Raw genomic sequence first — 22,443 nt, forward strand, 5'->3', positions numbered from 1 at the left:
CATGCTCTCCTACGCCCGCGGCGCCGACAGCCCGGCCCTGCTCGAAGAGACGATCGGCGCGAACTTCGAACGCACCGTCGCCGCGCACGGTGACCGCGAGGCCCTGGTCGAGTTCGCGACCGGACGGCGGTGGACCTACACCGAGCTCAACGCGGACGTCGACACGCTCGCCCGGGCGTTGATGGCCGTCGGGGTCGAAAAGGGCGACCGCGTCGGCATCTGGGCGCCGAACTGTGCCGAGTGGACGATCACGCAGTACGCCACCGCGAAGATCGGCGCGATCCTGGTCAACATCAACCCGGCGTACCGCACGCACGAGCTGGCGTACGCGCTCGAACAGTCCGGCGTCACGCTGCTGATCTCGGCGAGCACGTTCAAGACCAGCGACTACGGGGCCATGATCGACGAGGTCCGTGCCGGCACCGCGCTGCGCACCGTGGTGTACCTCGACACCGACGACTGGCAGCAGCTGCTCGACTGCGCGACGGGTGAGGAGGACCTCGCCGGACGGCTGGCTTCGCTCAGCCCGAGTGACCCGATCAACATCCAGTACACGTCGGGGACCACAGGGTTTCCCAAGGGCGCCACGCTGAGCCACCGCAACATCCTGAACAACGGCTTCTTCGTCACCGAGACCATCGGCTTCAGCCCCGAAGACCGGCTGGCGATCCCGGTGCCGTTCTACCACTGCTTCGGCATGGTGATGGCCAACCTCGGCTGCACCACGCACGGCGCCGCGATGGTCATCCCCGGCCCGGCGTTCGACCCGGCGACCACGCTCAAGTCCATTCAGGACGAACGGTGCACGGCGGTGTACGGCGTGCCGACGATGTTCATCGGCATGCAGGCGCTGCCCGCTTTCGCGGAGTACGACCTGAGCACGCTGCGCACGGGGATCATGGCCGGCGCGCCGTGCCCCGTCGAGGTGATGAAGCGCTGTGTCACCGAGATGCACCTGGCGGAAGTGTCCATTGCGTACGGAATGACAGAGACTTCACCGGTGTCGTGCCAGACGCTGGCCGACGACGACCTCGACCGGCGCACCGCGACGATCGGGCGTGTGCACCCGCACGTCGAGATCAAGATCGTCGACCCCGAGACCGGCGAGACCGTGGAACGCGGGACGCCGGGCGAGTTCTGCACGCGTGGCTATTCGGTGATGATCGGGTACTGGAACGACCCGGAACGCACGGCGGACGTCCTCGACGCCGACGGCTGGATGCACACCGGCGACCTCGCCGTGATGCGTGAGGACGGTTACGCGCTGATCGTCGGCCGGATCAAGGACATGGTGATCCGGGGCGGGGAGAACGTGTATCCGCGGGAGATCGAGGAATTCCTCTACACGCACCCCGACATCGAGGACGTGCAGGTGGTCGGGGTGCCCGACGAGCGGTTCGGCGAGGAGCTGTGCGCGTGCATCAAGGTGCGCGCCGGCGCGGCTCCGCTGGACGCGGCCGCGATCCGCGCCTTCGCGACGGGAAAGCTGGCGCACTACAAGATCCCGCGGTACGTGCGCCTGGTGGAGCAGTTCCCCACGACGGTGACCGGCAAGATCCGCAAGATCGAGATGCGGGCGGAGTCGGCCAAGGCGCTGGGGCTTCCGGTGCCGACGCTGTGAGGGGCCATGGCTCCTGACGCCGACCTGGCGGCGCGGATCGTCATCCGCCGACCTGTCGCCGGAGACGGTGAGCCGGTCGGAAGATTCCTGATCGGACTGTCGCTCGCCAGCCGGTACCACCGGTTCTTCTCCGGCATCCGGTACATCTCCCCGGCTTTGCTCACCACGCTGACCACGGTGGCGCCCGGCCAGGTCGTGCTCCTCGCGCTCGACGGCGAGACCGTGGTCGGGCACCTGATGGCGACCGACCACGACGGTGACGGGGTGGACATCGGCATCGTCGTCGCCGAGGACTACCAGTTCCGCGGGATCGGCCGGAAACTCCTGCAGGAGCTGACGAACGCTCTGTCGGACGGCGGTTCGACGCGAGTGCGGTGTGATGTGCTCGGCGCCAACTACTTCGTGCTCGACTGGCTGCGGCGGCGGTTGCCGGACATCCGGTTCGTGCGGCACGGGGAGACGATCACCGTCCACGGAACCCTTGCCGCTCCTGGGAACCCGCGGCGGTGACGTACACCGACAGCGTCACTTGACGCTCGCGCCGAAGATCACTGTCCACATAGGTTTGGCGCGTCAACGAACAAGCACTATCTCCCAGGGAGCTGGAATGATCAACCGGAGGCAGTTCGGCCAGGCCTTCGCCGCGACGGCGGCGGCCGCGTCGCTGGCCGCGTGTTCCACCGGACAGGGCGCACCGGCAGCCGCGCCCGCCGCCGCACCCGGCGACGACCTCAGGGTCGGCTCCGGCAACAACACCTCGCTCGGCCCGATCAAACAGGTCAAGGCTGGGCTGCTCGACGTCGGGTACGCCGAGTGGGGCCCGGCCACGGGCAAACCGGTGGTCCTGCTCCACGGCTGGCCGTACGACCCGCACAGCTACGTCGACGTCGGCCCGCTGCTCGCGGCGGCCGGCTACCACGTCTTCGCGCCGTTCCTGCGCGGTTACGGGCCGACGACGTTCCTGTCGAAGGACACCGTCCGCAATGGACAGCAGGCGGTCGTCGCGCTCGACATCGTGGCCATGATGGACGCGCTGCACCTCGACAAGGTGATCCTCGGCGGCTACGACTGGGGTGTGCGCACCGCGGACGTCATCGCGGCGCTGTGGCCGGAGCGGGTTCAGGCGATGGTGGCGGTGAGCGGGTACGGCATCAACAACCTGGAGGTCAACAAGCAGCCGCTGGCGCCGCTGGCCGAGTACGGCTGGTGGTACCAGTACTACCTCGCCACGGACCGCGGTGTCCTCGGGTACACGAAGTACCGGCACGACTTCAACAAGCTGATCTGGAAGAACGTCTCTCCGAAGTGGAACTTCGACGACGCGACCTACGACCGCACGGCGCAGGCGTTCGACAACCCCGACCACGTGGCCATCGTCGTGCACAACTACCGCTGGCGCCAAAGCCTCGCGCCGGGCGAACCGCAGTACGACGTCTACGAGCAGAAGCTTCAGGCTTCACCCAAGATCGGCGTCCCGACGATCACCATCGGCAGCGACTTCGACGCCGCCGCGGCCGACGGCAAGGCCTACCGCGACAAGTTCACGGGCAAGTACGAGCACCGGACGTTCACCGGGATCGGCCACAACGTGCCCCAGGAAGCACCGCAGCCGTTCGCCAAAGCCATCATCGACGTCGACAAGTTCTGAGGCTGCTCGCGAAAAGTCCGTTCGAGGGGAATTGTGCAGTTCTGCCGCGGGAGTTGTGCTCCAGTCGGTCGGTGACCGGTGTGGGACTCGCCACGAGCGGGCCGGTGAGCAGGCCGGGCTTGCGAAGATCGGCCCGTGCGCACAGGACTTCTCGCTGCCGAAATACCAACTCGCCTCGCCCTGTGGCACTCCGGCGCTCGGAGAGCGAACGGTTCCGGCCGTGACCGGCTGATCGCGGCGGTGGCCGGGCATGGCTGAGGAGTTCCGGCTGCGGTCGGTGGCCGTCGCGGTCTACGGGCCCGCCGCGTTGTTCGGGCTGGCGGAAGGGTCGATGCTGCCGGTCGTCGCGCTGAGCGCGATCGACCGCGGGGCCACGACGTCGGTGGCGGCGTTGATCGGGGCGCTGCTCGGGATCGGCTCGCTGATCACGAACATCCCGGCGGGCATCCTCGCCACGCGGGTCGGTGAGCGGAAGTCGATGTTGGTGGCGGCCGGGGTGACCGCCGTCGGGCTCGTGCTGTGCCTGGTGAACATCGGCGCGGGGCAGGCCGCGCTGGTCGTCTACGGCGCCGGCGTGCTGCTGATCGGTGCGGCGAGCGCGGTGTACAGCCTGGCACGCCAGTCGTACCTGACCGAAGCCGTGCCGCTGCACATGCGGGCGCGGGCGTTGTCGACGCTCGGCGGGACGATGCGCGTCGGGCTGTTCCTGGGTCCCTTCGCCGGGGCCGCGGCGATGCAGATCTGGGGACAGGCCGGCGCGTACTACCTGAGCCTCGTCGCGGTGCTCGCGGCCGGGATCGTCGTGTACCGGGTGCCGGACCTGGAGACGGTCGAGGAAAACCGCGCGGCCGCGGCGGCGGTCACGACGTGGGGGATGGTCAAGCAGAAGTGGCGGGTATACGCGACGCTCGGCGTCGGCATCCTGCTGCTGTCGGGGATCCGGCAGACGCGCCAGACCGTCGTTCCCCTGTGGGCGGCCCACCTCGGCCTCTCGCCCACGGTCAGCTCGGTGATCTACGGCTTCGCCGGCGCGATCGACGCGCTGGTCTTCTACCCGGCGGGCAAGGTGATGGACCGCCGTGGCCGCCGGTGGGTCGCCGTCCCTTGCACGTTCGTGCTCGGAGCTTCCTTCGTCCTCATGCCGCTGACGCACGGGCCGGTTCTGCTCGCCCTGGTGGCCATGGTGATGGGCTTCGGCAACGGCCTCGGCTCGGGCATCGTGATGACACTCGGCGCGGACGTCTCGCCGACCGTCGGCCGCCCGACCCACATCGGCATCTGGAACGAATTGGCCGACATCGGGTCCGGCCTCGGCCCGCTGCTGCTGGCCGGTGTGACCGCACTGGCCGGGCTCGGGCTGGGGATCGTCGCCAGTGGATTCGTCGGCTTCGCCGCGGCCGGGGCGCTGTGGGCGTGGATCCCGAGGACGGCGCACCGGGTGCGAAGAGTCGCCGAGCGGACGTGACCGCCGCGGCGCACACGCGGCGGCTCAGGCGTCAGCGGCCCGGACGGCGGCGGCTCAGACGGCAGCGGCTCAGGCGTCGAACCACTCCTCGGCGCCGTGGCTCGCGACGCGCAGCTGGCCTCCCACGAGCGCCCACAACACGCTGGCGAAGAAGTGCCCGTTCAGCATCAGCACGATCCCCTGGATCACGATCAGCCAGTTGACCGTCGTCATCGCACGCAGCACCCACCGCGCACCACCGCCGAGTGCGACGGCGCACGCCGCGAACGTCGCCGCACCGGCCACGTCGAGCACCACACCCGCGACGAGGAACGCACTCCACCAGCCGCTGCTGTCCCCGACCTCGGCGACGCCGTAGCCCGTCGCCAACAGGGCGGCGGCGACCTGCAGCCACAATCCCCACCGCAGGACGCGGATCGTCGGTGGTTCGTCGACTGCCACTGTCCTCAACCGATCACAAAGTGTCGCAGCGACACCAGCGGCTGTCCGAATTCGCACAACCCGTGCGGCAGACCGCGCACCCCAGAACCGCTCACGTGCGAAGGTTATCGCCGGGAGGACGGAAAACGGGCTGACCGTGATCGAAACCGGTCAGCCCGCTGTCCATTCCCAACACGGCGTCAGAAGCCGGGGAACACCCGGCGCAGGTCGTCGAGCGAGAGGGCGCCGTCGACGGTCACGCCGGTGTCGTGCGGAGGCTTCAGCCGGCCGCTGACCAGGCGGATGAAGGCTTCGGCCGGGCCGTTGAACGTGGCCGAGGGCGATTCGAGGTGGTCCACCACCGTCACGGCTTCGTCGATCACCAGGCCGGCACCCGGGATGGCGACCGACGCCGGCTTGCCGAGTTCGGCCGGTTTCGCCAAGAAACCGAGCATGAAGCCGATCGGGCCGGCCATCAGGTCGACGAGCACCTCGGCCGAGCCGGCTGCCACGCCGGCGTTGGGGTCGAAGGCCACGCGCACGTCCCACGAGTGGTTGGCCACCTCGTTGAGGCGCATGCCCAGGGCGGTCAGCAGCGAGACCGGCTCGGGCAGGAAGCCGAGGTCGACGGTCAGCGACGAGCGCTGTTCGGGCGTAAGCGCCGCGACGGTGTCGAGCCAGCGGGCGTTGTGCTCCAGGAAACCTTCGGCCTGCGCGCGCGGCGCGGAGCCGTCCCAGCGGGCCCAGATCGTCGGGTTGTCTTCGGCCGCCACGGTCTCGCCGGCGGCGCGGGCGATCGGCGCGCGGCCGATCTCGGCGCCGCTGCCGAGGTGGGACAGGGCCTGCGCGACGGTCCATTCGGCGGCGCCGCTGGTGGTGGCCAGCTGCTCGTCGGTGAGGGTGCGGACGAGGGCGGCGAGCGTGTCGTGCTCGGCGCGAAGGGCGGTGATCGTGCGGTCCACGAGTTGGCTCATGCCACGCTCAACTCCCGAATGGACGGCTGTGTTCCGCCGATCACCGAGCGGCGCACTCCTTTTTCCGCTCGCGGTACGCGCGCGTGGCCATCTGGCCGCTGCACGTCGTGCTGCAGTACAGCGCCGAGGAGTTGCGCGTCTTGTCGAAGAACGCGGTGTAGCACGTGTCGTTCTTGCACACCTTCACCCGCGGCCACGCGCCCCGCGAGGCGAGGTCGGCGACCGCGCTGAGCAGGTGCGAGAACAACCGGTCGACGCCGGTGCCGGTCGGGTGCAGCTCGCACCCCTCCGCCGTGACGACTGTGGTCACCGGGAAGCGCATCGCGGCCCGCTGCAGGTGGGCTTCGGACTCGGCCACCATCGCCACGCCCTCGTCGCAGCCGACGTGCGCGCGCAGGATGCCCAGCAACGCGTCGCGCAGTTCGCGGGCGGTGGCCGCGTCGGCGTCGGTCGCGCCGGCGGAGTCACCCGCGTCGACGGCCTGGAACCACTTCGCGACGGCGGCGCCGTCGGCCAGCTGCTCCTCGGCCTGTTTGCCGTGCACCCGCGTGTTCACGAACCCGACTAACAGGTTCGAGCTCACGCACTCGTCACCGGCGCGCGCGGGACCCAGCGTCACCTTCACAGCCGCCACCTCCGGTCTCGAGTGTAGCCGACCGAAGTGTCATGACCTAAGTTGTTAAGCAAGTCACAAGAGCGCTCGATTCATTGCCAGGTGACATGCATCAGGGAATAGCCTATGACACGTGATCAAGCCCGCGGCTCGCTCCGGAGCGCGGGAAATCCCCAAGGAGAACGAAGACATGACCAAGCTGCTGGTGATCCTCACGTCGGCCACGAAGTGGAGCCAGAAGGACGGCAGCCAGCGCCCGACCGGGTTCTGGGCCGAGGAGTTCGTGGTGCCGCACCGCATCCTGTCCGCGGCGGGCGTGGAGCTGACCATCGCGACGCCGGGCGGGCGCCCCGCCCCGGTCGACGAGCTGAGCCTCAGCCTGCAGGCCAACGGCGGCAACCAGGCCCACGTCGACGACATGCGCGCGTACGTCGAAGCCCACCGCGAGCTGCTGCAGTCGCCGGCGCGGCTCGAGGACGTGGACCCGGCCGGGTTCGACGGGGTGCTGATCCCCGGCGGCCACGGCCCGATGCAGGACCTGGCCGTGAACGCCGACGTCGCCCGCGTGCTGGCCGCGCTGCTGCCCCACGAGTCCAAGGTGGTCGCGTCGCTGTGCCACGGCCCGGCAAGCTTCTTCTCCGCCGGCGACCCCGAAGGTGGCTGGCTGTTCAAGGGCCGCAAGCTCACCGCGTTCTCCGACGAGGAGGAGCAGCAGGTCGGCCTCGCGCAGAACGCGCCGTGGCTGCTGGAGGAGCGGCTGCGCCACGCCGGCGCCGAGTACTCCTCGGGTCCGGCCTGGGGTTCGTACGTGGTGGTCGACGGCAACCTGATCACCGGCCAGAACCCGGCCTCGGGTGAGCAGGCCGCCGAAGCGCTGCTGAAGGCGCTGGCCGAGCGCGGCTGAAACCGTCCCGGCAACGGGAGCCTTGACAGTTCTGAGTGCGCCAACGCAGAATGGCCGCGATCTGAGTTGGACAACTCAGATTCCCGGTGCCGGCTGTCCTGCGTGGACGTTGCCGGTCCTCGCCGTGCCGGCGACCGCAGGAGGAACCGTGCAGGAGTCAGACTGGAAATCCGTGCTCGACGCGGCGAGCACGGCCGCGCTGGACTACCTCGGCTCGCTGCCGGACCGGCCGGTGTTCCCGACCGCGGACCACGCGACGATCCGCGCCGCGCTCGACCGCCCGCCGACGACGCGAGGCCTCGACGCGGTGCGGGTCGTCGACGAGCTCGCTCGTGATCTGGAGCCCTACGTGGCCGCGCAGGCGAGCGGGCGCTACTTCGGTTACGTCGTCGGCGGCCTGCACCCGGCCGCGCTCGGCGCGGACGTGCTGGTTACAGCGTGGGACCAGAACGCTTCGCTCTACCCGTCGACGCCGGGTGTCGCCGTCGCGGAGGAGCTCGCCGCCGAGTGGCTGGTCGACCTGCTGGGGCTGCCCGGCGAGAGCTCGGTCGGGTTCGTCACCGGCGGGCAGATGGCCACGTTCACCTGCCTCGCGGCGGCCCGGCACCAGGTGCTGCGCGACGCCGGGTGGAACGTCGAGGCCGACGGTCTCGTCGGCGCCCCGCGGATCACCGTCGTGGTGAAGTCCGGTGCGCACTCGACCGTGCTGCGGGCGCTGCGGTTCCTCGGCCTCGGCGAGCGGGCGCTGGTCACTGTGGACTGCGACGACCAGGACAACATGCGCCCCGACGCGCTGGAGAAGGTGCTGGCCTCCGTGCACGGGCCGACGATGATCGTCGTCGAGTGCGGCAACGTGAACACCGGCAGCTTCGACGATTTCGCCGCCGTGGCGGACCTCGCCGACGCCCACCGCGCCGCCGGCAATCCGACGTGGGTCCACGTCGACGGCGCCGTGATGCTGTTGGCCGCCGCGGCGCCGGCGATGGCGGCGCGCACCGCGGGCCTCGGCCGCCTCGACTCGTGGTCGACCGACGGGCACAAGCTGCTCAACGTCTCCTACGACTGCGGAATCGCCATCTGCGCCAACGCGTCCGCGCACCGGGCGGCCATGAGCGTGCAGGCGGCCTACCTCGAACAGGGCGAGGGTGGTCGCGACCCGATGGACTGGGGACCCGATTTCTCCCGGCGGGCGCGGGGTGTCGGCGTCTACGCGACGCTGCGGGCGCTCGGCCGCGACGGCGTGGCGGACCTGGTCGAGCGGACCATCGGGCTGGCCCGCCGCTTCGCCGACCGGCTCGGGGCGAGCGGCCAGGCCGAGATCGTGAACGACGTCGTGTCCAACCAGGTCCTCGTGCGCTGGCTCGCGCCCGACGGCGACCACGGCCGGCTCGCCGATGCCGTCATGGCGGGCGTTCGGGCCGAGGGCACGGCGTTCTTCAGCGGGACGACCTACCGCGGTGAGCGGCTCATGCGCATCTCGGTCTCGGACTGGGCGAGCGACGAGGCGGACGTGGACCGCGCCGTCGAAGCCCTGCTGCGCCACGCGCGTCTGGCGGCCTGAACCTCAGGCGCGCCAGTTCTCCACGAACGCCCGCAACGACTTCAGCTGGGCGGCCAGCTCGCGGCCGTCGGGATCGGCGCGTGCGATGGTGAGCGTGCCGAGCACGGTCGCGGTGAGCAGATCCGCGAGCACGGCCGGGTCGGCGGTGGACTCGCCCAGCTCGCGACCGCGTTCGAGGGCGGCCAGGAATCCGGCGCGGAGCTGCTCGCGGTAGCGCCGGGTCGCGGTGGCGACGTGCTCGTCGACCGGCTTGGCCATCGCCGTGGTGGCCAGGCAGCCGAAGCCCGCGTTCGGGCCGTCGAGCACGGATTCCAGGCGGGACAACGCTTCGAGCACGTCTTCGCTACCGCGCTCGCCCTGCTGCAGTGGAGCGAGGACGTCCTGCATGAGGACCAGGTACTCGTCGACGGCTTCGCGGTAGATCTCGATCTTCGTGCCGAACGAGTTGTAGAGGCTCGACGTGGACAGTCCCGTCGCCGCGGCCATCTGCTGCTGGGTGACGCCGTCGAAGCCGACGTGCCAGAACAGGGTCATCAGGCTGTTCAGGGCTTCGCGGCGGTCGAAGCCGAGCGGCCGCCCCGCGCGCGGCGATTCTGAGTTCACCCACTCAGTGTTCGTCGCCGGCGGGGGAATTTCAAGCCCGCGGACCTGCGGTGGTACCCGTGAGGTATCACAGAACGCGGAACAGGTCTTGGACGCGGCTCGCGCGCCCGGCGCACAGTCGAGGTGATCGACGACGGGAGCGAGATGAGCAGGCAACCCGGGATGGACCGCGGCGCGGTGCTGTGGTCCGAAGTGGAGAGTGCGCGCAGGTCACGGCCGTTGCTGGTGATGCTGCACGGCTGGAGCTACGACGAAACGCACCTGCACCGGCTGATCACGCCGGTGCTGCCGGCGGAGGTCGTGGTCGCGTCGGTGCGGGCGCGCATCCCGGAGGCCGGCGGGTACGCCTGGTTTCCCAGCCAGGGCAACCCGATCGGTGATCCTCGGCCTCGGGTCGCCAACGCGGCGGCGCTCGATGTCCTGGCGTGGCTGGAGACGGTCGACGCGCCGTCGATCGGGCTGCTCGGCTTCTCCCAGGGTGGCGCCATGGTCCACCAGCTGATGCGGCACGCGCCGGCGCGCTTCGCGTACGGCGTGAACCTGGCGGGGTTCGTCGTGCGCGACGAGCAGCCCGGTGACGAGCTCCTGAGCGCCACGCGGCCGCCTGTCTTGTGGGGCCGCGGCCGGGAAGACGGTGTCATCCCGGCGGCGGCGCTGGCCCGGACGCAGCGGTGGCTGGCCGGGCACGCCACCGTCGAGAGTCACGTCTACCCCGGCCTGGGCCACGACGTCCGGGGCCGGGAGATCGAGGACGTCGCGGCTTTCGTCGGCGAGCAAATCCGTTAGAAAACCCCGTTTTCGAGGAGGCACTCATGCGTCACGACATCGAGTTCGATGCCGAAGGAGCGTTGCTGCGCGGCTGGTTCTACGAGGCTGAGGGGGTCAGCGGGCCCGCGCCGTGTGTGGTCATGGCGCACGGCTGGAGCTCGACCAGGCGCATGTACCTCGACCGGTTCGCCGAGGTCTTCGCCGCGGGCGGGCTGTCGGTGCTGCTCTACGACAATCGCGGCTGGGGCGATTCGGAGGCCGCGCCCGGCCAGCCCCGGCACGAGATCGACCCCTGGGTGCAGGTCGGTGACTACCGGCACGCCATCACCCACGCGCAGAACCGGTCCGATGTGGACCCCGGCCGCATCGGCGTGTGGGGCACCAGTTTCTCGGGTGCGCACGCCTGTGTCGTCGCGGCGATGGACCGGCGGGTGAAGGCCGTGGTCACGCAGGCGCCGTTCGTCAGCGGCCGCGCGACCTACGCGAACCTCGCGCGGGTCGACAACCAGGTCGTCGGGCCGGACGTGTTCACGGCCGACCGCCGGGCCCGCGCTCGCGGGGAAGCCGCGGCGACGATCCCGGTCGTCGGCACCGACCCCGGGCAGCTCGTCGGCCTGCCGACGCGGGATTCGTACGAGTGGTTCACCCGCGCGCGAGCCGAGCTGGATCCCTCCTGGCCCAACGAGGTCACGCTGCGCAGCCTGGACAACTTCTACTGCTACGAGCCGGCGAAGTACCTGCCGGAGGTCACGCCGACGCCGTTGCTGATGATCGTCGGCAGCGAGGACGGCCTGACAGGCGGCAACCTCGCGGCCGTCGCGTACTCCCGCGCGGCCGAGCCGAAGGACATCGTTTTCCTGCCGGGCGGCCATTTCGACGCGTACACGGGCGAGGGCTTCAAGGTCGCTTCGCGGGCGGCGCGCGATTGGTTCGTGCGGCATCTCGCCGCGAAGTGATGCCCAGGAGGTATCACAGCGAGCGAAACAGGTCTTGGACGTGCGCCACCGTTCCGACGCACAGTTGTTCTGTATCCATTGTGAGCACAAGGGAGTTGTCATGAGGGTCTTCTTGACCGGCGGGTCCGGCTACATCGGACAGGCCACGATCGCCGAGCTGGTGAAGCAGGGGCACACGGTCGACGCGCTTGCCCGCAGCGATCGCGCGGAGGCGACCGTGGTGGCGGCCGGCGCCACGGCGGTGCGCGGCGGTCTCGGCGACCTGGCCGTGCTGAAGGACGCCGCGGCTCGCGCCGACGCCGTGATCCACCTGGCGCAGGCCGAATCCGGCGACGAAGATCTCGCCGCCGCCACCGCGATGCAGGACGGCATCGGCGCCGGCACCTACGTGCACACCGGCGGCACCTGGGTCTACGGCGACACCGGCGGCGTCGTCGACGAGACCGCGCCGTGGAACCCGCCCGCGGCGGTCGCGTGGCGCAAGCCGGTGGAGGACGCCGTGCTGGCCCACGGCGGGCGCCCCGTCATCGTGCAGCCCGGCCTGCTCTACGGCGGCGACAACCGCCTGATCGACGTCTTCTTCGTCCAGCCCGGCAAGAAGAACGGCGCCATCCCTTACATCGGTGACGGTGCCAACCACTGGGCGCTCGTCCACATCGACGACCTCGCCCCGCTGTACGTCGCCGCCCTCGCCGCGCCGGCCGGCTCCGTCTACGTCGGCGTCGGCGGCGTCAACCCGACCGCCAAGCAGGTGGCCGAGGCCTGCGCCCACGCCGCGGGCCTCGCCGGCAAGACCACCTCGATCTCGCTGGAGCAGGCGCGGGCCGAGATGGGCCCGATCGCGGACGCGTTCGCTCTCGACCAGCAGCTGACGCCGGCCAAGGCGGAGCGTGAGCTGGGCTGGCAGCCGCGGCACACCGACCCGCTGGCGGTCTTCGCCCAGGGCTGAGCCCCGCGGCTCCGCGACCCCAGAGCCGCTGTCGCGTAAGATACGTTTCGTAACTTACGGCGGGCTGGAGGATTCGTGGCCGGACGGCGGATGTCGTACGACGAGCGGCACGGCCAGTTGCTCGACACGGCCGCGGCGGTGGTGCGGGCGGACGGGGCCGACGCGCTGACGCTGGCGCGCGTGGCGGAGCAGGCGGGCGTGACGAAGCCGATCGTCTACGGGCACTTCGAGACGCGCGCTGGGCTGGTGAAGGCGTTGTACCAGCGGGTCGACGAGCAGCAGTCCGAGGCGGTGCGGGTGGCGCTCGACACGAAGGTGCGCACGCTGGAGGAAGCGGCCGCGTTGCTGGCCGAGGCGTACGTCGGGTGCGTGCTGCACATCGGGCAGGAGTACGGCGCGATCACGGCGGCGCTGTCGAGCAGTCCGGACATGGAGGAAGTGCTGCACGCCGGGCGTGAGCGTTACGTGGATCTGTACCTCGAAGCGCTGCACCGGTTCGTGCCGGGCAAGCTGGACCGCGCCGTGGTGTTCGGGGTCATCGGCGCGGCGGAATCGCTGTCACGGGAAGCGATCGCGGGCCGGCTGCCGGGACCGCGGGCGATCGACGCGGTGGGGCGCATCATCCTGGCCGTGGTCCGGGACAGCTGAAGCCGCCCGCGCGGGTGCGGCGCGGGCGGCTGGTCAGGCTGCGGTCGCGGCGAGCTGCGCGATCGCGTCGGCGACCCGGTCGTAGAGCTCGCGGGGCAGGTTGTGGCCCATGCCGGGGAGGACGAGCAACCGGGCGCCGGGGATGGTCGACGCGGTGTCCTCGCCGGCGGCCGGCGGGATCAGGGGATCGTCGGCGCCGTGGACGACCAGCGTGGGTGCGGTGATGCGCCGGAGCCTGGCGCGGCGGTCGCCGTCGGCCAGGAGGGCGGCGAGCTGGCGTTGCACTCCGCCCGGGTTGTGGGCGCGGTGCACTGTGGACAGCAGGGTCGCCCGGAGCTCGGCTTCGTCGTACGGGTAGGCCGGGCTGCCCAACGTGCGGGCCGCCGCCGCGGCGTGGTCGAGGTAGGCCTTCTCGTCCGCCGGGTCGGGCGCCGGGGCGGTGAGCGCCGTGACGGCTTCCGGCGTCGGGGGCGGCAGTGCCGGATTGCCTGTGGAGGACATGACGGACGTCAACGACAGTGTCCGATGTGGATGGCCGGCCGCGACGAGCTGGGCGATCATGCCGCCCATCGAGGCGCCGACGAGGTGGGCGCGGCCCACGCCCGCCGCGTCCAGCACCGCCACGACGTCGGCGGCCATGTCCTCCAGGCGGTAGGGCTGTTTTGCCGACCCGCTCGGGTCCGGGGCGCCCGCTTCGGAAAAGCTGGTGGACAGGCCGGCGTCCCGGTTGTCGAAGCGGATCACGAAGAACCCGCGCGCGGCCAGTGCCTGGGGGAAGCCGTCGGCCCACTTGGTCAGCTGGTCGCCGAGGCCCTGGACGACCACGAGCGGTTCGCCGGACTCCGGCCCGACGGTGTCGTACTCCAGCGAGCAGCCCTCGGCAGCGGCGCGGGGCATCAGAACTCCAGCGCTTGCGTGAGGTCGGCGATGAGGTCGTCGACGTTCTCGATGCCGACCGAGATCCGCACGAGCGAGTCCGTCAGCCCGATCTCCTCGCGCAGCGGCGCCGGCACACCCGAATGCGTGGTGGAGGCGGGGTGGCAGATCAACGTCTCGGTGCCACCCAGGCTCACGGCCAGCTTGCACAGCTGCAGCCGGTCGAGGAACGCGAACGCCTCGCGCTCGCCGCCCTTGACGTAGAAGGAGAACGTGGAGCCCGGCGAGGTGGACTGGCGGTCGAACACGGCTTTGCGGGGGTCGTCGGCGGTCAGGAATCCGAGGTAGTCGACCTGGGCGATCTTGTCGTGGTCACGCAGGAACTCGGCCAGGCGCAGCGCGTTGGCGGCCGCTCGCTCGGCCCGGATCTGCAGCGTTTCCAACGACCGCAGCAGCATCCAGCACGTGTTCGGGTCGAGCTGGGTGCCGAGGGCGCTGCGTGTCTGCACGATCCGGCCGACGTGCTCGGCGCTGCCGGTGACGCCGCCCGCGATGAGGTCGCTGTGGCCGCCGGCGTACTTCGTCAGCGAGTAGACGGCGAGATCGGCGCCGTGGCGCAGGGGCTGCTGGAACATGGGGCCCAGCAACGTGTTGTCGACGATCACCAGCGGCCGCTTGCCCTGCCGCGTGCCGATCAGGTCCGCGACGGCCGAGAGCACCTTGAGGTCGATCAGCCCGCCCGTCGGGTTGGCGGGGGTCTCGGCGAAGAGCACGCTGACGGTGCCCTGCTCCATCGCCGTGTCGGCGGCGGCCTCGACGTGCGCGGCGTCGGTGCCGTCGGTGAAGCCGGCGGAACCGATCCCGAAGGCGGAAAGCGTGTTGCGGATCAGGGTTTCCGTGCCGCCGTAGAGGGGGCGCGAGTGCAGCACGACGTCGCCGGGCTTGCAGAACGTGAGCAGCGTGGTGGCGATCGCGGCCATGCCCGAGGCGAAGACGGCGCCGCGTTCGGCGTCGTCCCAGACGGCGACGCGGTCTTCCAGGATCTCGAAGTTCGGGTTGTTGAAGCGGGAGTAGACGAGGCCGGCCTGTTCGCCGTCGCGGGCCTGGCGCCGGCCGGACGTGAGGTCGAACTGGTCCTTGCCCTGTTGCGCGGTTTCGAAAACGAACGTCGAGGTGAGAAAAACCGGTGGTTTGAGTGCGCCTTCGACAACGCGGGGGAATATCCGAACCCCATCATGAGCGTTTCCGGACGCAGCGCGCGGTCGCCGACGGTGCGCCGCTTGTAGTTCGACGACTTCACGCGTCCTCCCCGGCGTGCGCGGCGGCGCGGAGCACCAGCAGGACCCCGTTCGCGTGTTCGGGCGCCACCACAAGACCGCCTTCTGTTGTCGTGAAAGGAACATCGGATGTGCGAAGGTGCGCAGCGGCGGTGTCCTGGTCGGACACCTTGACCGCCAGCACCGTGAGTCCGGCCGGTGGCAGGGCGATGCCGGGGTAGGTCGCGGCGAACGAGGCCGGGCCGAGGTAGACGATCGGGCTGCCGCCGGTGGGTACCGAGATCGTCCTGGCGTGCGCTTCGGGTTCGGTTTCGAACACGCGGGCAACATCCGCGGCGGCCGCCGCGGCGTCCTCGGCGACGATCGCGACGTGGTCGATGCCCCAGGCCGTGTTCGGGTGCTTCATCAGCTCCGGGAGCCACGTGTGCTCGGGCGTCCGGATCTCGCTGGAGAACAGCTGCAGGTACCCGCGGACGTCGGTGAGCCGGGCGATCGAGAAGACCGCCTCGGCCTCGGTGCCGTCGGGGAGCTCGACCGGCCGTCGCACGGTCTGGGGTTCCGTCGTGGCGAGGCCCGCGGCCTGCCACTCGGCGGCCGCCGCCGCGGTGTCGTCCGTGCGCAGCGCGACGGCCGCGATGCCCTCGCGCACGCTCAGCGCGGCGCGGATGTCCTCGTTGTACCCGGTGGGTTCCCGGACGCCGAGCAGCTCGAAGTAGTCCTGCTCGAACAGGACGTTGTGGTTGCCGGTGCCCATTTCGGCGGTGTGCCGGCCGAAGGGGGACACGGTGAACCCCAGGCGGGTGAACGTGTCCCGCGCCCGGTCGAAGTCCCGGACCAGCACGCAGCAGTGGTCGATGCCGTTGAGATGACTCCGCATGGCCCTCTTCCTGTCGGATCGCCGGCTCGAACCCCGGCTAAGTTACGAACCGTAGCTTACCTTTCGTAACTTCGCTGTCAAGGCAGCTGCGCGACCGCGTTTGCCGTGGTCGCGGCGACAGGTAAAGTCGAGTGGGTTCGAAATCGACCGGCCGGCCAGGAGGTACCGGGATGTACGCGGTGCACAGCGGCGGGGCACTGGGCGGGTCGCTGGAGGCGTGGCGCCACAGCCACCTCGCCGAGCTGCCGGAGGACGTCCGCGACGCGATGCTCGCGGAAGCCTTCGTGGTCACCGTCCCGGCCGGCAACGTCATCGGCGAGAACAACCGCCCCACGCTGGCGTTGATCCACTCCGGACTCACCCGCGTGGTCCTCAGTGGACCCGACGGCCGCACCGCCACCGTGCGCTACGCCGGCGCCGGCCAGATCCTCGGCCTCACCTCGGCGATCGCCAACGGCTCGCCGTGGCTCGGCTACGCGATCACCGAATGCCGCATCACGTTCCTCAACCCCGAGACCCTGCGCCGCTTCGGCCAGACCGACGCGCGCGTCGCGTGGTCACTGGCCCGCCAGATGGCGCGCGTCTGCTACGAGGTCATCGACACCCTGGGCGCCAACGTCTTCGGCACCATCGACCAGCGCGTCAGCCGCCACCTGCTGGAGCTGGCGGTGCGGCAGCCGGAGGGTCTCGTGGTGATGGCGGACCAGCACGAGCTCGCCCAGTCGGTGGGCTCGGTGCGCGAGGTGGTGGCGCGCTCGCTGCGGTCCCTGCGTGAACGCGGTGTGCTGCGCCGGCTGCCGAAGGGCGGCTTGCTGATCGTGCGGCCCGAGGTCCTCGAAGGTGTGGCCGCGGGGCTGGACACCTCGAAGACCTCGGGCGAGTGAACCGGGCGAGCTGAGGGGATGGGTCAGTCGCCCAGCCGCACGAGCACCTTGCCGTTGTTGGTGCCGTTCAGCAGGACCTGAATGCCGTCCGGGGCGGACTTCAGGCCGTCGATCACGTGTTCCTGGCAGCGCAGCTCGCCGGCGCGAACACGGGGCAGGAGGTCGGCCTCGACCTCGTCGAAGCGGGCGGCGTGGTCCATGTAGATGAAGCCCTCCATGCGCACGCGGTTCGGCAGCAGGTGGAACCAGTTCCGCAGCGGGACCGGGCCGCCGTTGCCGTAGCGGGAGACCGCGCCGCAGAGGACGACGCGGGCGTTGACCGCGAGGTGGGGCAGCAGGGCGTCGAGGGTGGCGCCGCCGACGTTGTCGAACACGACGTCCACGCGGTCGGGGGCGAGCTCGGCGATCGTGGCTTCGACGTCCTGCGTGCGGTAGTTCACGCAGTCGGCCGCGCCCAGCGACCGCACGAGATCGCACTTCTCCGGCGTGCCCGCGACGCCGATCACGCGGGCGCCCGCGGCGACGGCGAGCTGCACCGCGATCGAGCCCACGGCGCCGCCCGCGGCGGTGACGACCACCGTCTCACCGGGCTTCGGCTGCCCGATGTCGTGCAGGCCCAGCCAGGCCGTCTGGCCGGAGATGCCGAGCACGTGCAGCGCGGCCTGCAGCGGCACGCCGTCGGGCACCTTCCGCAGGGTCGAGCCGTCGACCACCGCGTCCTCCTGCCAACCCAGCAACCCGGACACGCGGTCGCCGGCGACCAGGCCGGGGTAACGCGACTCGGTGACGACGCCGGCGCCGAGCGCGCGCATCGCCTCGCCCAGCGGTGCGGGCGGCAGGTAGTTGCGCACGTCGTTCATCCAGCCGCGGGTGGCGACGTCCAGCGACAGCCAACCGACCTTCACCACCACCTGGCCGTCCCGCAGCGCGGGCACGGGCGCGTGGTCCTCGTAGCGCAGCACCCCCTCTTCGAGCGGCCCGGTCGTGGTGGCGGGCCGGGCGGCGAGGACGTAGCGCCGGGTGTGTGACGTCGACATGGGCTTCTCCTCGAAGCGGGTTCCAGCACGGTCAGGCCAGGGTTCACTGGCTTGATCGAAACCGCAGTGACCTGGGTCGGGTCGCGGCTGCACCCAGGTCGGGAACCCCAGGTCGAGCGGGGGTCGTGTGCCTCGGGTTACACCCGGACGGGAGCCAGGTCGCTGACGGAGGACGGCCCGCGCGGCGATCCTCCGGGGACCCACCGCAGAGGAGGACCCGTGGCCGAGAGCCGATTCGTCACCGTCGACGGCATGCGCACCCACTACCTCGAGGCGGGGCCGGTCGACGGGCCGCCCGTGGTCCTGCTGCACTCGGGGGAGTACGGGTCGTCGGCCGAAGGTTCGTGGACGGAGACCATCCCGGGCCTGGCCGGCGCCGGGTATCACGTGTACGCGCCCGACTGGCTCGGTTACGGCAAGACCGACAAGGTGATCGACTTCGCCGACCCGAAGGGCCGGCGCGTGCGGCACATCGCGGCCACCGTCCGGGCGCTGGGCATCCAGTCCGCGGCTTTCGTCGGCAACTCGATGGGCGGGACCTACCTGGCCGAAGACCTCGCGTCCGACGCGCCGCTGCTGCCCGCCGCCGCGGCGGTGCTGGCCAGCGGCGGCGGGTTCATCCCGTTCAACGAGGCCCGCGCCGCCATCCAGGACTACGACCTCACCGAAGCCGGGATGGCGAGGATCCTGCGCACGGCGATGTACTCCAGCCGCTGGGCCGACGATCCCGAGTACGTGCGCCGGCGCCACCGCATGAGCCTCGAACCCGGCGCCTGGGAGTGCGCGGCGTCCGCACGGCTGCGGCCGCCGAAACCGGTGACGCCGGACCACGGCGGCGAGCACTTCGGCAAGAAGGACCCGATCGCCTACGAACGCTTCGTCGTGCCGACGCTGGTGATCGCCGGCGCCGAGGACCCGCTGCGCGAGCCCGGGTACGCCGACGAGATCACCGCGCGCATCCCCGACGCCGAGCTGCGCGTGTACAGCGAGTGCGGCCACCTGCCCAACATCGAGCACGCGCAGCGGTTCGTGGAAGACGTCCTGGCCTTCCTCGCGCGCCGGTACCGCAAGCCCGAGTAACCGGCCACACCCATCCGAAGAGCGCCGCCGAGCTGTCCTCGGCGGCGCTCTTCGGCGTGTCCTGGCTCGCACGGCGAGGTCGGGCCCGGCAATTGACTCCCGATCTCCGCGTCTGCTCTACTGTTCAGAGGTTAGTTCTGCTCTACAGAGTTTGCGGGTTTGAGGAGAGTCGACGATGACGGATCAGTCCGGCACCCTGTCCGACGTGCGGCGCGGGATGATCCCGGCGCACATCTACAACGACCGGGAGATCTTCGAGCTGGAGAGGGAACGCGTCTTCGGCCGGGCGTGGCTCTTCGTGGCCCACGAGTCGGAGATCGCCAAGCCCGGCGACTACGTGGTGCGCCGCGTGCTGGACGACTCGTTCATCGTCACGCGCGACGAGAAGGGCGAGATCCGGGCGCACTTCAACATGTGTCTGCACCGCGGCATGCAGGTCTGCCGTGCGGAGATGGGCAACGCGTCGCACTTCCGGTGCCCGTACCACGGCTGGTCCTACCGCAACGACGGCCGGATCGTCGGGCTGCCGTTCCACCAGGAGGCCTACGGCGGAGAGGCCGGGTTCAAGCGCAAGGGCCAGCGGTTGCTGCCGGCGCCGAACCTCGACACCTACAACGGGATGATCTTCATCTCGCTCGACCCGGAGGCTCCGCCGCTGTGGGACTTCCTCGGCGATTTCCGCTTCTACCTGGACTTCTACACCAAGCAGAGCCCCAGCGGCATCGAGCTGCGCGGCCCGCAGCGCTGGCGCGTGAAGGCCAACTGGAAGATCGGCGCCGAGAACTTCGCCGGCGACATGTACCACACGCCGCAGACGCACACCTCCGTCGTGGAGATCGGCCTGTTCCGCGAGCCGAAGGCGGAGAAGCGCAAGGACGGCGCCACGTACTGGGCCGGCAACGGCGGCGGGACGACCTACAAGCTGCCGCCGGGCGGGTTCGACGAGCGCACGCGCTACGTCGGCTACCCGCAGGAGATGGTCGACCGCATGAAGACCACGTTCTCCGAGGCCCAGCAGCAGGTGATCGGCGAGGACGGTTTCATGATCTCCGCCGCGTCGGTGTTCCCGAACCTGTCGTTCGTGCACAACTGGCCGCGCGTCGCGGATTCCGACGACGTGCTGCCGTTCATCTCCGTTCGGCAGTGGCAGCCGATCAGCGAGAACGAGACCGAGGTGCTGTCGTGGTTCGCGGTCGACGCCGAGGCGCCCGAGGAGTACAAGGCCCTGTCCTACAAGGCTTACCTGATGTGCTTCGGCTCCACCGGCATGTTCGAGCAGGACGACGTCGAGAACTGGGTCTCGCTCACCAACACCGCCGCCGGCTCGATGGCGCGGCGGCTCAAGCTCAACAGCCGGATGGGCATCCTCGAAGACGACACCGAGGTCGTGCCCGCGCTCACCCCGGAGCAGTTCCACGGCCCGGGCGTCGCGCACACCGGCTACGGCGAGTACAACCAGCGCGAGCTGCTCAACCGCTGGGCCGACTACCTCGAACAGCCGACGAAATCGGCCACCGCCCTGGAGGTCGGCGTGCCGGCCGAGACCGCCGAGGCGGTGCAGGCATGACCACCGAGACGCACTCCAGCCGTTCCGCCCTCGGCGCGCACGCGTCGCGCATCCAGCGCACCGGCCGGCCGCTGCCGTTCGACGACGCTCGCCACCTGCAAGCCCACCAGTGGCTGGTCGACGAGGCGTGGCTGCTCGACGCGCAGGACTACGAGCAGTGGCTCACCACGCTCACCGAGGACATCCACTACCTGATGCCGGTGCGCGTGACCACCGCGCTGGGCGCGGGCTTCGACACCGCGCCGGGCATGGCGCACTTCGACGAGGACAAGTACTCGCTGTCGCGGCGCGTCGCGCGGTTCCTGACCGAGCACGCCTGGACCGAGGACCCGCCTTCGCGCCTGCGCCACCACCTGTCCAACGTGCGCACCTTCGCGACCGAAGACGACGACCACCTGGTCGTCGAATCGGCGACGCTGCTGTTCCGCAGCCGCGGCGACGTGCTGGCCGGTTCGATCGTCTCGGCCGGCCGCGAGGACCTGCTGCGCCGGACTTCCGACGGCTGGCAGCTCGCACGGCGCACGATCCTCGTCGACGATTCGGTGATCCGCATGCAGAACCTGGCGATCTTCCTGTGAACCTCTCCTGGGAAGGCGAGGCCGAGGACGCCCGCGCGGCGGCCGCGGCTGCCGCGGAACACGACGAACTGGTCGCCCGCACCACGGGCGAGGTGATCCGGCTCGGCAACGAGTTCGCCGAGATCCTGGTGCGGCGCGTCGACACGCGCAACGGCACCCGGCTGCTGATCGAGTCGCCGAAGTCGGGCCAGTGGGTGGCCTTGTGCCCGCTGGAGCTGGAGGCGCTGACCTGGCAGAACACCGAGACGTTCTCCGCCATGATCGGCCACCCGTTCGGCCCGCTCGTGGCGGCGGAGCCGGACTCGGGGGAGGACGCGTGACCGGCTGGCTGGAGGGCCGGCGTGCGCTGATCGTCGGCGCCGGCTCGGGCATCGGCCGGGCCGTGGTCGACGCGTTCCGCGCGGAAGGCGCCCGGGTCGCCGTGCTCGAACGCGACGCGGCCAAGGCGGCCGCGCTCGAAGCCGAGGTGCCGGACGTGCCGGTGACCGTCGGCGACGCGACCACGCGGGCGGCGAACGACACCGCGGTGGCCGCCGCCGTCGCCGCGTTCGGCGGGCTCGACGTGCTCGTCAACTGCGTCGGCGTGTTCGACTTCTACCGCAGCATCGAAGACCTCGACGCCGCCGTGCTCGACGACGCGTTCGACGAGATGTTCCGCACCAACGTCAAGAGCCACCTGCACTCGGTGAAGGCCGCGCTGCCGGAGCTGAAGCGCTCGGGCCACGGCGTGGTGCTGCTGACCGAATCGACGTCGTCGTACTACCCGGGCCGCGGCGGCGTGCTGTACCTGTCGTCGAAGTTCGCCGTGCGCGGGCTCGTCACCGCGCTCGCGCACGACCTCGCGCCGGAGATCCGCGTGAACGGCGTCGCGCCCGGCGGCACGCTGGGCACCGACCTGCGCGGCCTGCCCAGTCTCGGCACCGCCGAACGCAGTCTCGGCGACGCGCCGCGGCGGGCCGAGGAGCTCGCCGCCCGCGTGCCCCTGCACGTGGCGCTCAGCGGCGAGGACCACGCGTGGAGCTACGTGTTCCTCGCCTCCGACCGCGCCCGCGGCATCACCGGTCAGGCCGTCCACCCCGACGGCGGCATCGGCGTTTCCGCGCCCCGCAAACGATCCTGAACCCGAAACGGAAAGAC

General features: G+C 70.7%; 24 protein-coding genes. 16 read left to right on the plus strand and 8 right to left on the minus strand.

Features of this window, described 5'->3' with window-relative positions; all coding sequences use genetic code 11:
• Nucleotide 1 precedes the first annotated feature (1 nt).
• From ACFY1H_RS17545 to ACFY1H_RS17560, 4 genes are all read left to right on the plus strand, one after another.
• Nucleotides 2–1,621: an AMP-binding protein gene (locus ACFY1H_RS17545; protein WP_386947469.1), complete on the plus strand. Its 1,620-nt coding sequence runs from the start codon at nucleotides 2–4 to the stop codon at nucleotides 1,619–1,621.
• 6 nt (nucleotides 1,622–1,627) lie between these two features.
• On the plus strand, nucleotides 1,628–2,131 hold the full coding sequence (locus tag ACFY1H_RS17550; protein WP_366587485.1) for a GNAT family N-acetyltransferase: 504 nt from the start codon (nucleotides 1,628–1,630) through the stop codon (nucleotides 2,129–2,131).
• Nucleotides 2,132–2,228: 97 nt separating this feature from the next.
• Nucleotides 2,229–3,269: an alpha/beta hydrolase gene (locus ACFY1H_RS17555; protein ID WP_366587487.1), complete on the plus strand. Its 1,041-nt coding sequence runs from the start codon at nucleotides 2,229–2,231 to the stop codon at nucleotides 3,267–3,269.
• Between the two features lie 250 nt (nucleotides 3,270–3,519).
• The gene (locus ACFY1H_RS17560) at nucleotides 3,520–4,734 is read left to right on the plus strand and encodes an MFS transporter (protein ID WP_366587489.1); all 1,215 of its coding nucleotides are present in this window, start codon (nucleotides 3,520–3,522) and stop codon (nucleotides 4,732–4,734) included.
• Between the two features lie 69 nt (nucleotides 4,735–4,803).
• Here ACFY1H_RS17560 and ACFY1H_RS17565 read toward each other — a convergent pair whose 3' ends face one another.
• The 3 genes from ACFY1H_RS17565 to ACFY1H_RS17575 all read right to left on the minus strand — a co-directional run bounded on the left by ACFY1H_RS17565 (nucleotide 4,804) and on the right by ACFY1H_RS17575 (nucleotide 6,753).
• Nucleotides 4,804–5,175, minus strand: coding sequence for a hypothetical protein (locus tag ACFY1H_RS17565; protein WP_366587491.1), 372 nt, complete (start codon nucleotides 5,173–5,175; stop codon nucleotides 4,804–4,806).
• A 179-nt stretch (nucleotides 5,176–5,354) separates the two neighbouring features.
• A complete protein-coding gene (locus ACFY1H_RS17570; protein ID WP_386947472.1) occupies nucleotides 5,355–6,128 on the minus strand; it encodes a maleylpyruvate isomerase family mycothiol-dependent enzyme in 774 nt (257 codons plus the stop codon).
• A 40-nt stretch (nucleotides 6,129–6,168) separates the two neighbouring features.
• Nucleotides 6,169–6,753, minus strand: coding sequence for a CGNR zinc finger domain-containing protein (locus ACFY1H_RS17575; protein ID WP_386947474.1), 585 nt, complete (start codon nucleotides 6,751–6,753; stop codon nucleotides 6,169–6,171).
• A 178-nt stretch (nucleotides 6,754–6,931) separates the two neighbouring features.
• Between ACFY1H_RS17575 and ACFY1H_RS17580 the strand changes: the two genes are divergently transcribed.
• Together ACFY1H_RS17580 and ACFY1H_RS17585 are read left to right on the plus strand one after the other, a co-directional pair.
• Complete coding sequence (locus ACFY1H_RS17580) at nucleotides 6,932–7,645, plus strand: type 1 glutamine amidotransferase domain-containing protein (RefSeq protein ID WP_366587499.1); 714 nt, start codon at nucleotides 6,932–6,934, stop codon at nucleotides 7,643–7,645.
• Between the two features lie 148 nt (nucleotides 7,646–7,793).
• On the plus strand, nucleotides 7,794–9,206 hold the full coding sequence (locus ACFY1H_RS17585; RefSeq protein WP_386947476.1) for a pyridoxal phosphate-dependent decarboxylase family protein: 1,413 nt from the start codon (nucleotides 7,794–7,796) through the stop codon (nucleotides 9,204–9,206).
• A gap of 3 nt (nucleotides 9,207–9,209) precedes the next feature.
• On the opposite strand, the gene ACFY1H_RS17590 is transcribed toward ACFY1H_RS17585, so the two are convergent.
• On the minus strand, nucleotides 9,210–9,809 hold the full coding sequence (locus ACFY1H_RS17590) for a TetR/AcrR family transcriptional regulator (RefSeq protein ID WP_366582986.1): 600 nt from the start codon (nucleotides 9,807–9,809) through the stop codon (nucleotides 9,210–9,212).
• A 144-nt stretch (nucleotides 9,810–9,953) separates the two neighbouring features.
• On the opposite strand from ACFY1H_RS17590, the gene ACFY1H_RS17595 reads away from it, so the two are divergent.
• From ACFY1H_RS17595 to ACFY1H_RS17610, 4 genes are all read left to right on the plus strand, one after another.
• Nucleotides 9,954–10,595, plus strand: a complete 642-nt coding sequence (locus tag ACFY1H_RS17595; RefSeq protein ID WP_366582985.1) for a dienelactone hydrolase family protein — start codon at nucleotides 9,954–9,956, stop codon at nucleotides 10,593–10,595.
• Nucleotides 10,596–10,621: 26 nt separating this feature from the next.
• A complete protein-coding gene (locus tag ACFY1H_RS17600; RefSeq protein ID WP_386947479.1) occupies nucleotides 10,622–11,533 on the plus strand; it encodes an alpha/beta hydrolase in 912 nt (303 codons plus the stop codon).
• A gap of 100 nt (nucleotides 11,534–11,633) precedes the next feature.
• Nucleotides 11,634–12,482, plus strand: a complete 849-nt coding sequence (locus ACFY1H_RS17605) for an NAD-dependent epimerase/dehydratase family protein (RefSeq protein ID WP_386947481.1) — start codon at nucleotides 11,634–11,636, stop codon at nucleotides 12,480–12,482.
• A 75-nt stretch (nucleotides 12,483–12,557) separates the two neighbouring features.
• Nucleotides 12,558–13,130, plus strand: a complete 573-nt coding sequence (locus ACFY1H_RS17610; RefSeq protein ID WP_386947482.1) for a TetR/AcrR family transcriptional regulator — start codon at nucleotides 12,558–12,560, stop codon at nucleotides 13,128–13,130.
• Between the two features lie 33 nt (nucleotides 13,131–13,163).
• On the opposite strand, the gene ACFY1H_RS17615 is transcribed toward ACFY1H_RS17610, so the two are convergent.
• From ACFY1H_RS17615 to ACFY1H_RS17625, 3 genes are read right to left on the minus strand one after another with little or no spacing between them, the layout of a single operon-like run.
• Nucleotides 13,164–14,027, minus strand: a complete 864-nt coding sequence (locus ACFY1H_RS17615) for an alpha/beta fold hydrolase (protein ID WP_386947484.1) — start codon at nucleotides 14,025–14,027, stop codon at nucleotides 13,164–13,166.
• Nucleotides 14,027–15,409 carry a cystathionine gamma-synthase family protein gene (locus ACFY1H_RS17620; RefSeq protein WP_386947486.1) on the minus strand — a complete coding sequence of 461 codons (1,383 nt, stop codon included), beginning with the start codon at nucleotides 15,407–15,409 and terminating at the stop codon, nucleotides 14,027–14,029. The genes ACFY1H_RS17615 and ACFY1H_RS17620 overlap by 1 nt, the downstream gene beginning before the upstream one ends.
• A complete protein-coding gene (locus ACFY1H_RS17625; protein WP_386947487.1) occupies nucleotides 15,303–16,160 on the minus strand; it encodes a VOC family protein in 858 nt (285 codons plus the stop codon). Before ACFY1H_RS17625 ends, ACFY1H_RS17620 begins: the two co-directional genes overlap by 107 nt.
• Nucleotides 16,161–16,330: 170 nt before the next feature.
• Between ACFY1H_RS17625 and ACFY1H_RS17630 the strand changes: the two genes are divergently transcribed.
• Nucleotides 16,331–17,044 carry a Crp/Fnr family transcriptional regulator gene (locus ACFY1H_RS17630; protein ID WP_366582978.1) on the plus strand — a complete coding sequence of 238 codons (714 nt, stop codon included), beginning with the start codon at nucleotides 16,331–16,333 and terminating at the stop codon, nucleotides 17,042–17,044.
• A 23-nt stretch (nucleotides 17,045–17,067) separates the two neighbouring features.
• On the opposite strand, the gene ACFY1H_RS17635 is transcribed toward ACFY1H_RS17630, so the two are convergent.
• Nucleotides 17,068–18,081, minus strand: a complete 1,014-nt coding sequence (locus tag ACFY1H_RS17635) for an NADP-dependent oxidoreductase (RefSeq protein ID WP_366582977.1) — start codon at nucleotides 18,079–18,081, stop codon at nucleotides 17,068–17,070.
• A gap of 219 nt (nucleotides 18,082–18,300) precedes the next feature.
• On the opposite strand from ACFY1H_RS17635, the gene ACFY1H_RS17640 reads away from it, so the two are divergent.
• The 5 genes from ACFY1H_RS17640 to hcaB all read left to right on the plus strand — a co-directional run bounded on the left by ACFY1H_RS17640 (nucleotide 18,301) and on the right by hcaB (nucleotide 22,426).
• Nucleotides 18,301–19,161, plus strand: a complete 861-nt coding sequence (locus ACFY1H_RS17640; protein ID WP_366582976.1) for an alpha/beta hydrolase — start codon at nucleotides 18,301–18,303, stop codon at nucleotides 19,159–19,161.
• Between the two features lie 175 nt (nucleotides 19,162–19,336).
• The gene (locus ACFY1H_RS17645; RefSeq protein WP_386947490.1) at nucleotides 19,337–20,728 is read left to right on the plus strand and encodes a Rieske 2Fe-2S domain-containing protein; all 1,392 of its coding nucleotides are present in this window, start codon (nucleotides 19,337–19,339) and stop codon (nucleotides 20,726–20,728) included.
• The gene (locus ACFY1H_RS17650; RefSeq protein WP_366582974.1) at nucleotides 20,725–21,306 is read left to right on the plus strand and encodes a 3-phenylpropionate/cinnamic acid dioxygenase subunit beta; all 582 of its coding nucleotides are present in this window, start codon (nucleotides 20,725–20,727) and stop codon (nucleotides 21,304–21,306) included. The genes ACFY1H_RS17645 and ACFY1H_RS17650 overlap by 4 nt, the downstream gene beginning before the upstream one ends.
• A complete protein-coding gene (locus ACFY1H_RS17655) occupies nucleotides 21,303–21,626 on the plus strand; it encodes a hypothetical protein (RefSeq protein ID WP_386947492.1) in 324 nt (107 codons plus the stop codon). The genes ACFY1H_RS17650 and ACFY1H_RS17655 overlap by 4 nt, the downstream gene beginning before the upstream one ends.
• Nucleotides 21,623–22,426 carry a 3-(cis-5,6-dihydroxycyclohexa-1,3-dien-1-yl)propanoate dehydrogenase gene (hcaB, locus tag ACFY1H_RS17660; protein ID WP_386947493.1) on the plus strand — a complete coding sequence of 268 codons (804 nt, stop codon included), beginning with the start codon at nucleotides 21,623–21,625 and terminating at the stop codon, nucleotides 22,424–22,426. Before ACFY1H_RS17655 ends, hcaB begins: the two co-directional genes overlap by 4 nt.
• Nucleotides 22,427–22,443: the final 17 nt, after the last annotated feature.

The organism is Amycolatopsis sp. NPDC001319 (assembly GCF_042896185.1).
Lineage (GTDB): Bacteria > Actinomycetota > Actinomycetes > Mycobacteriales > Pseudonocardiaceae > Amycolatopsis.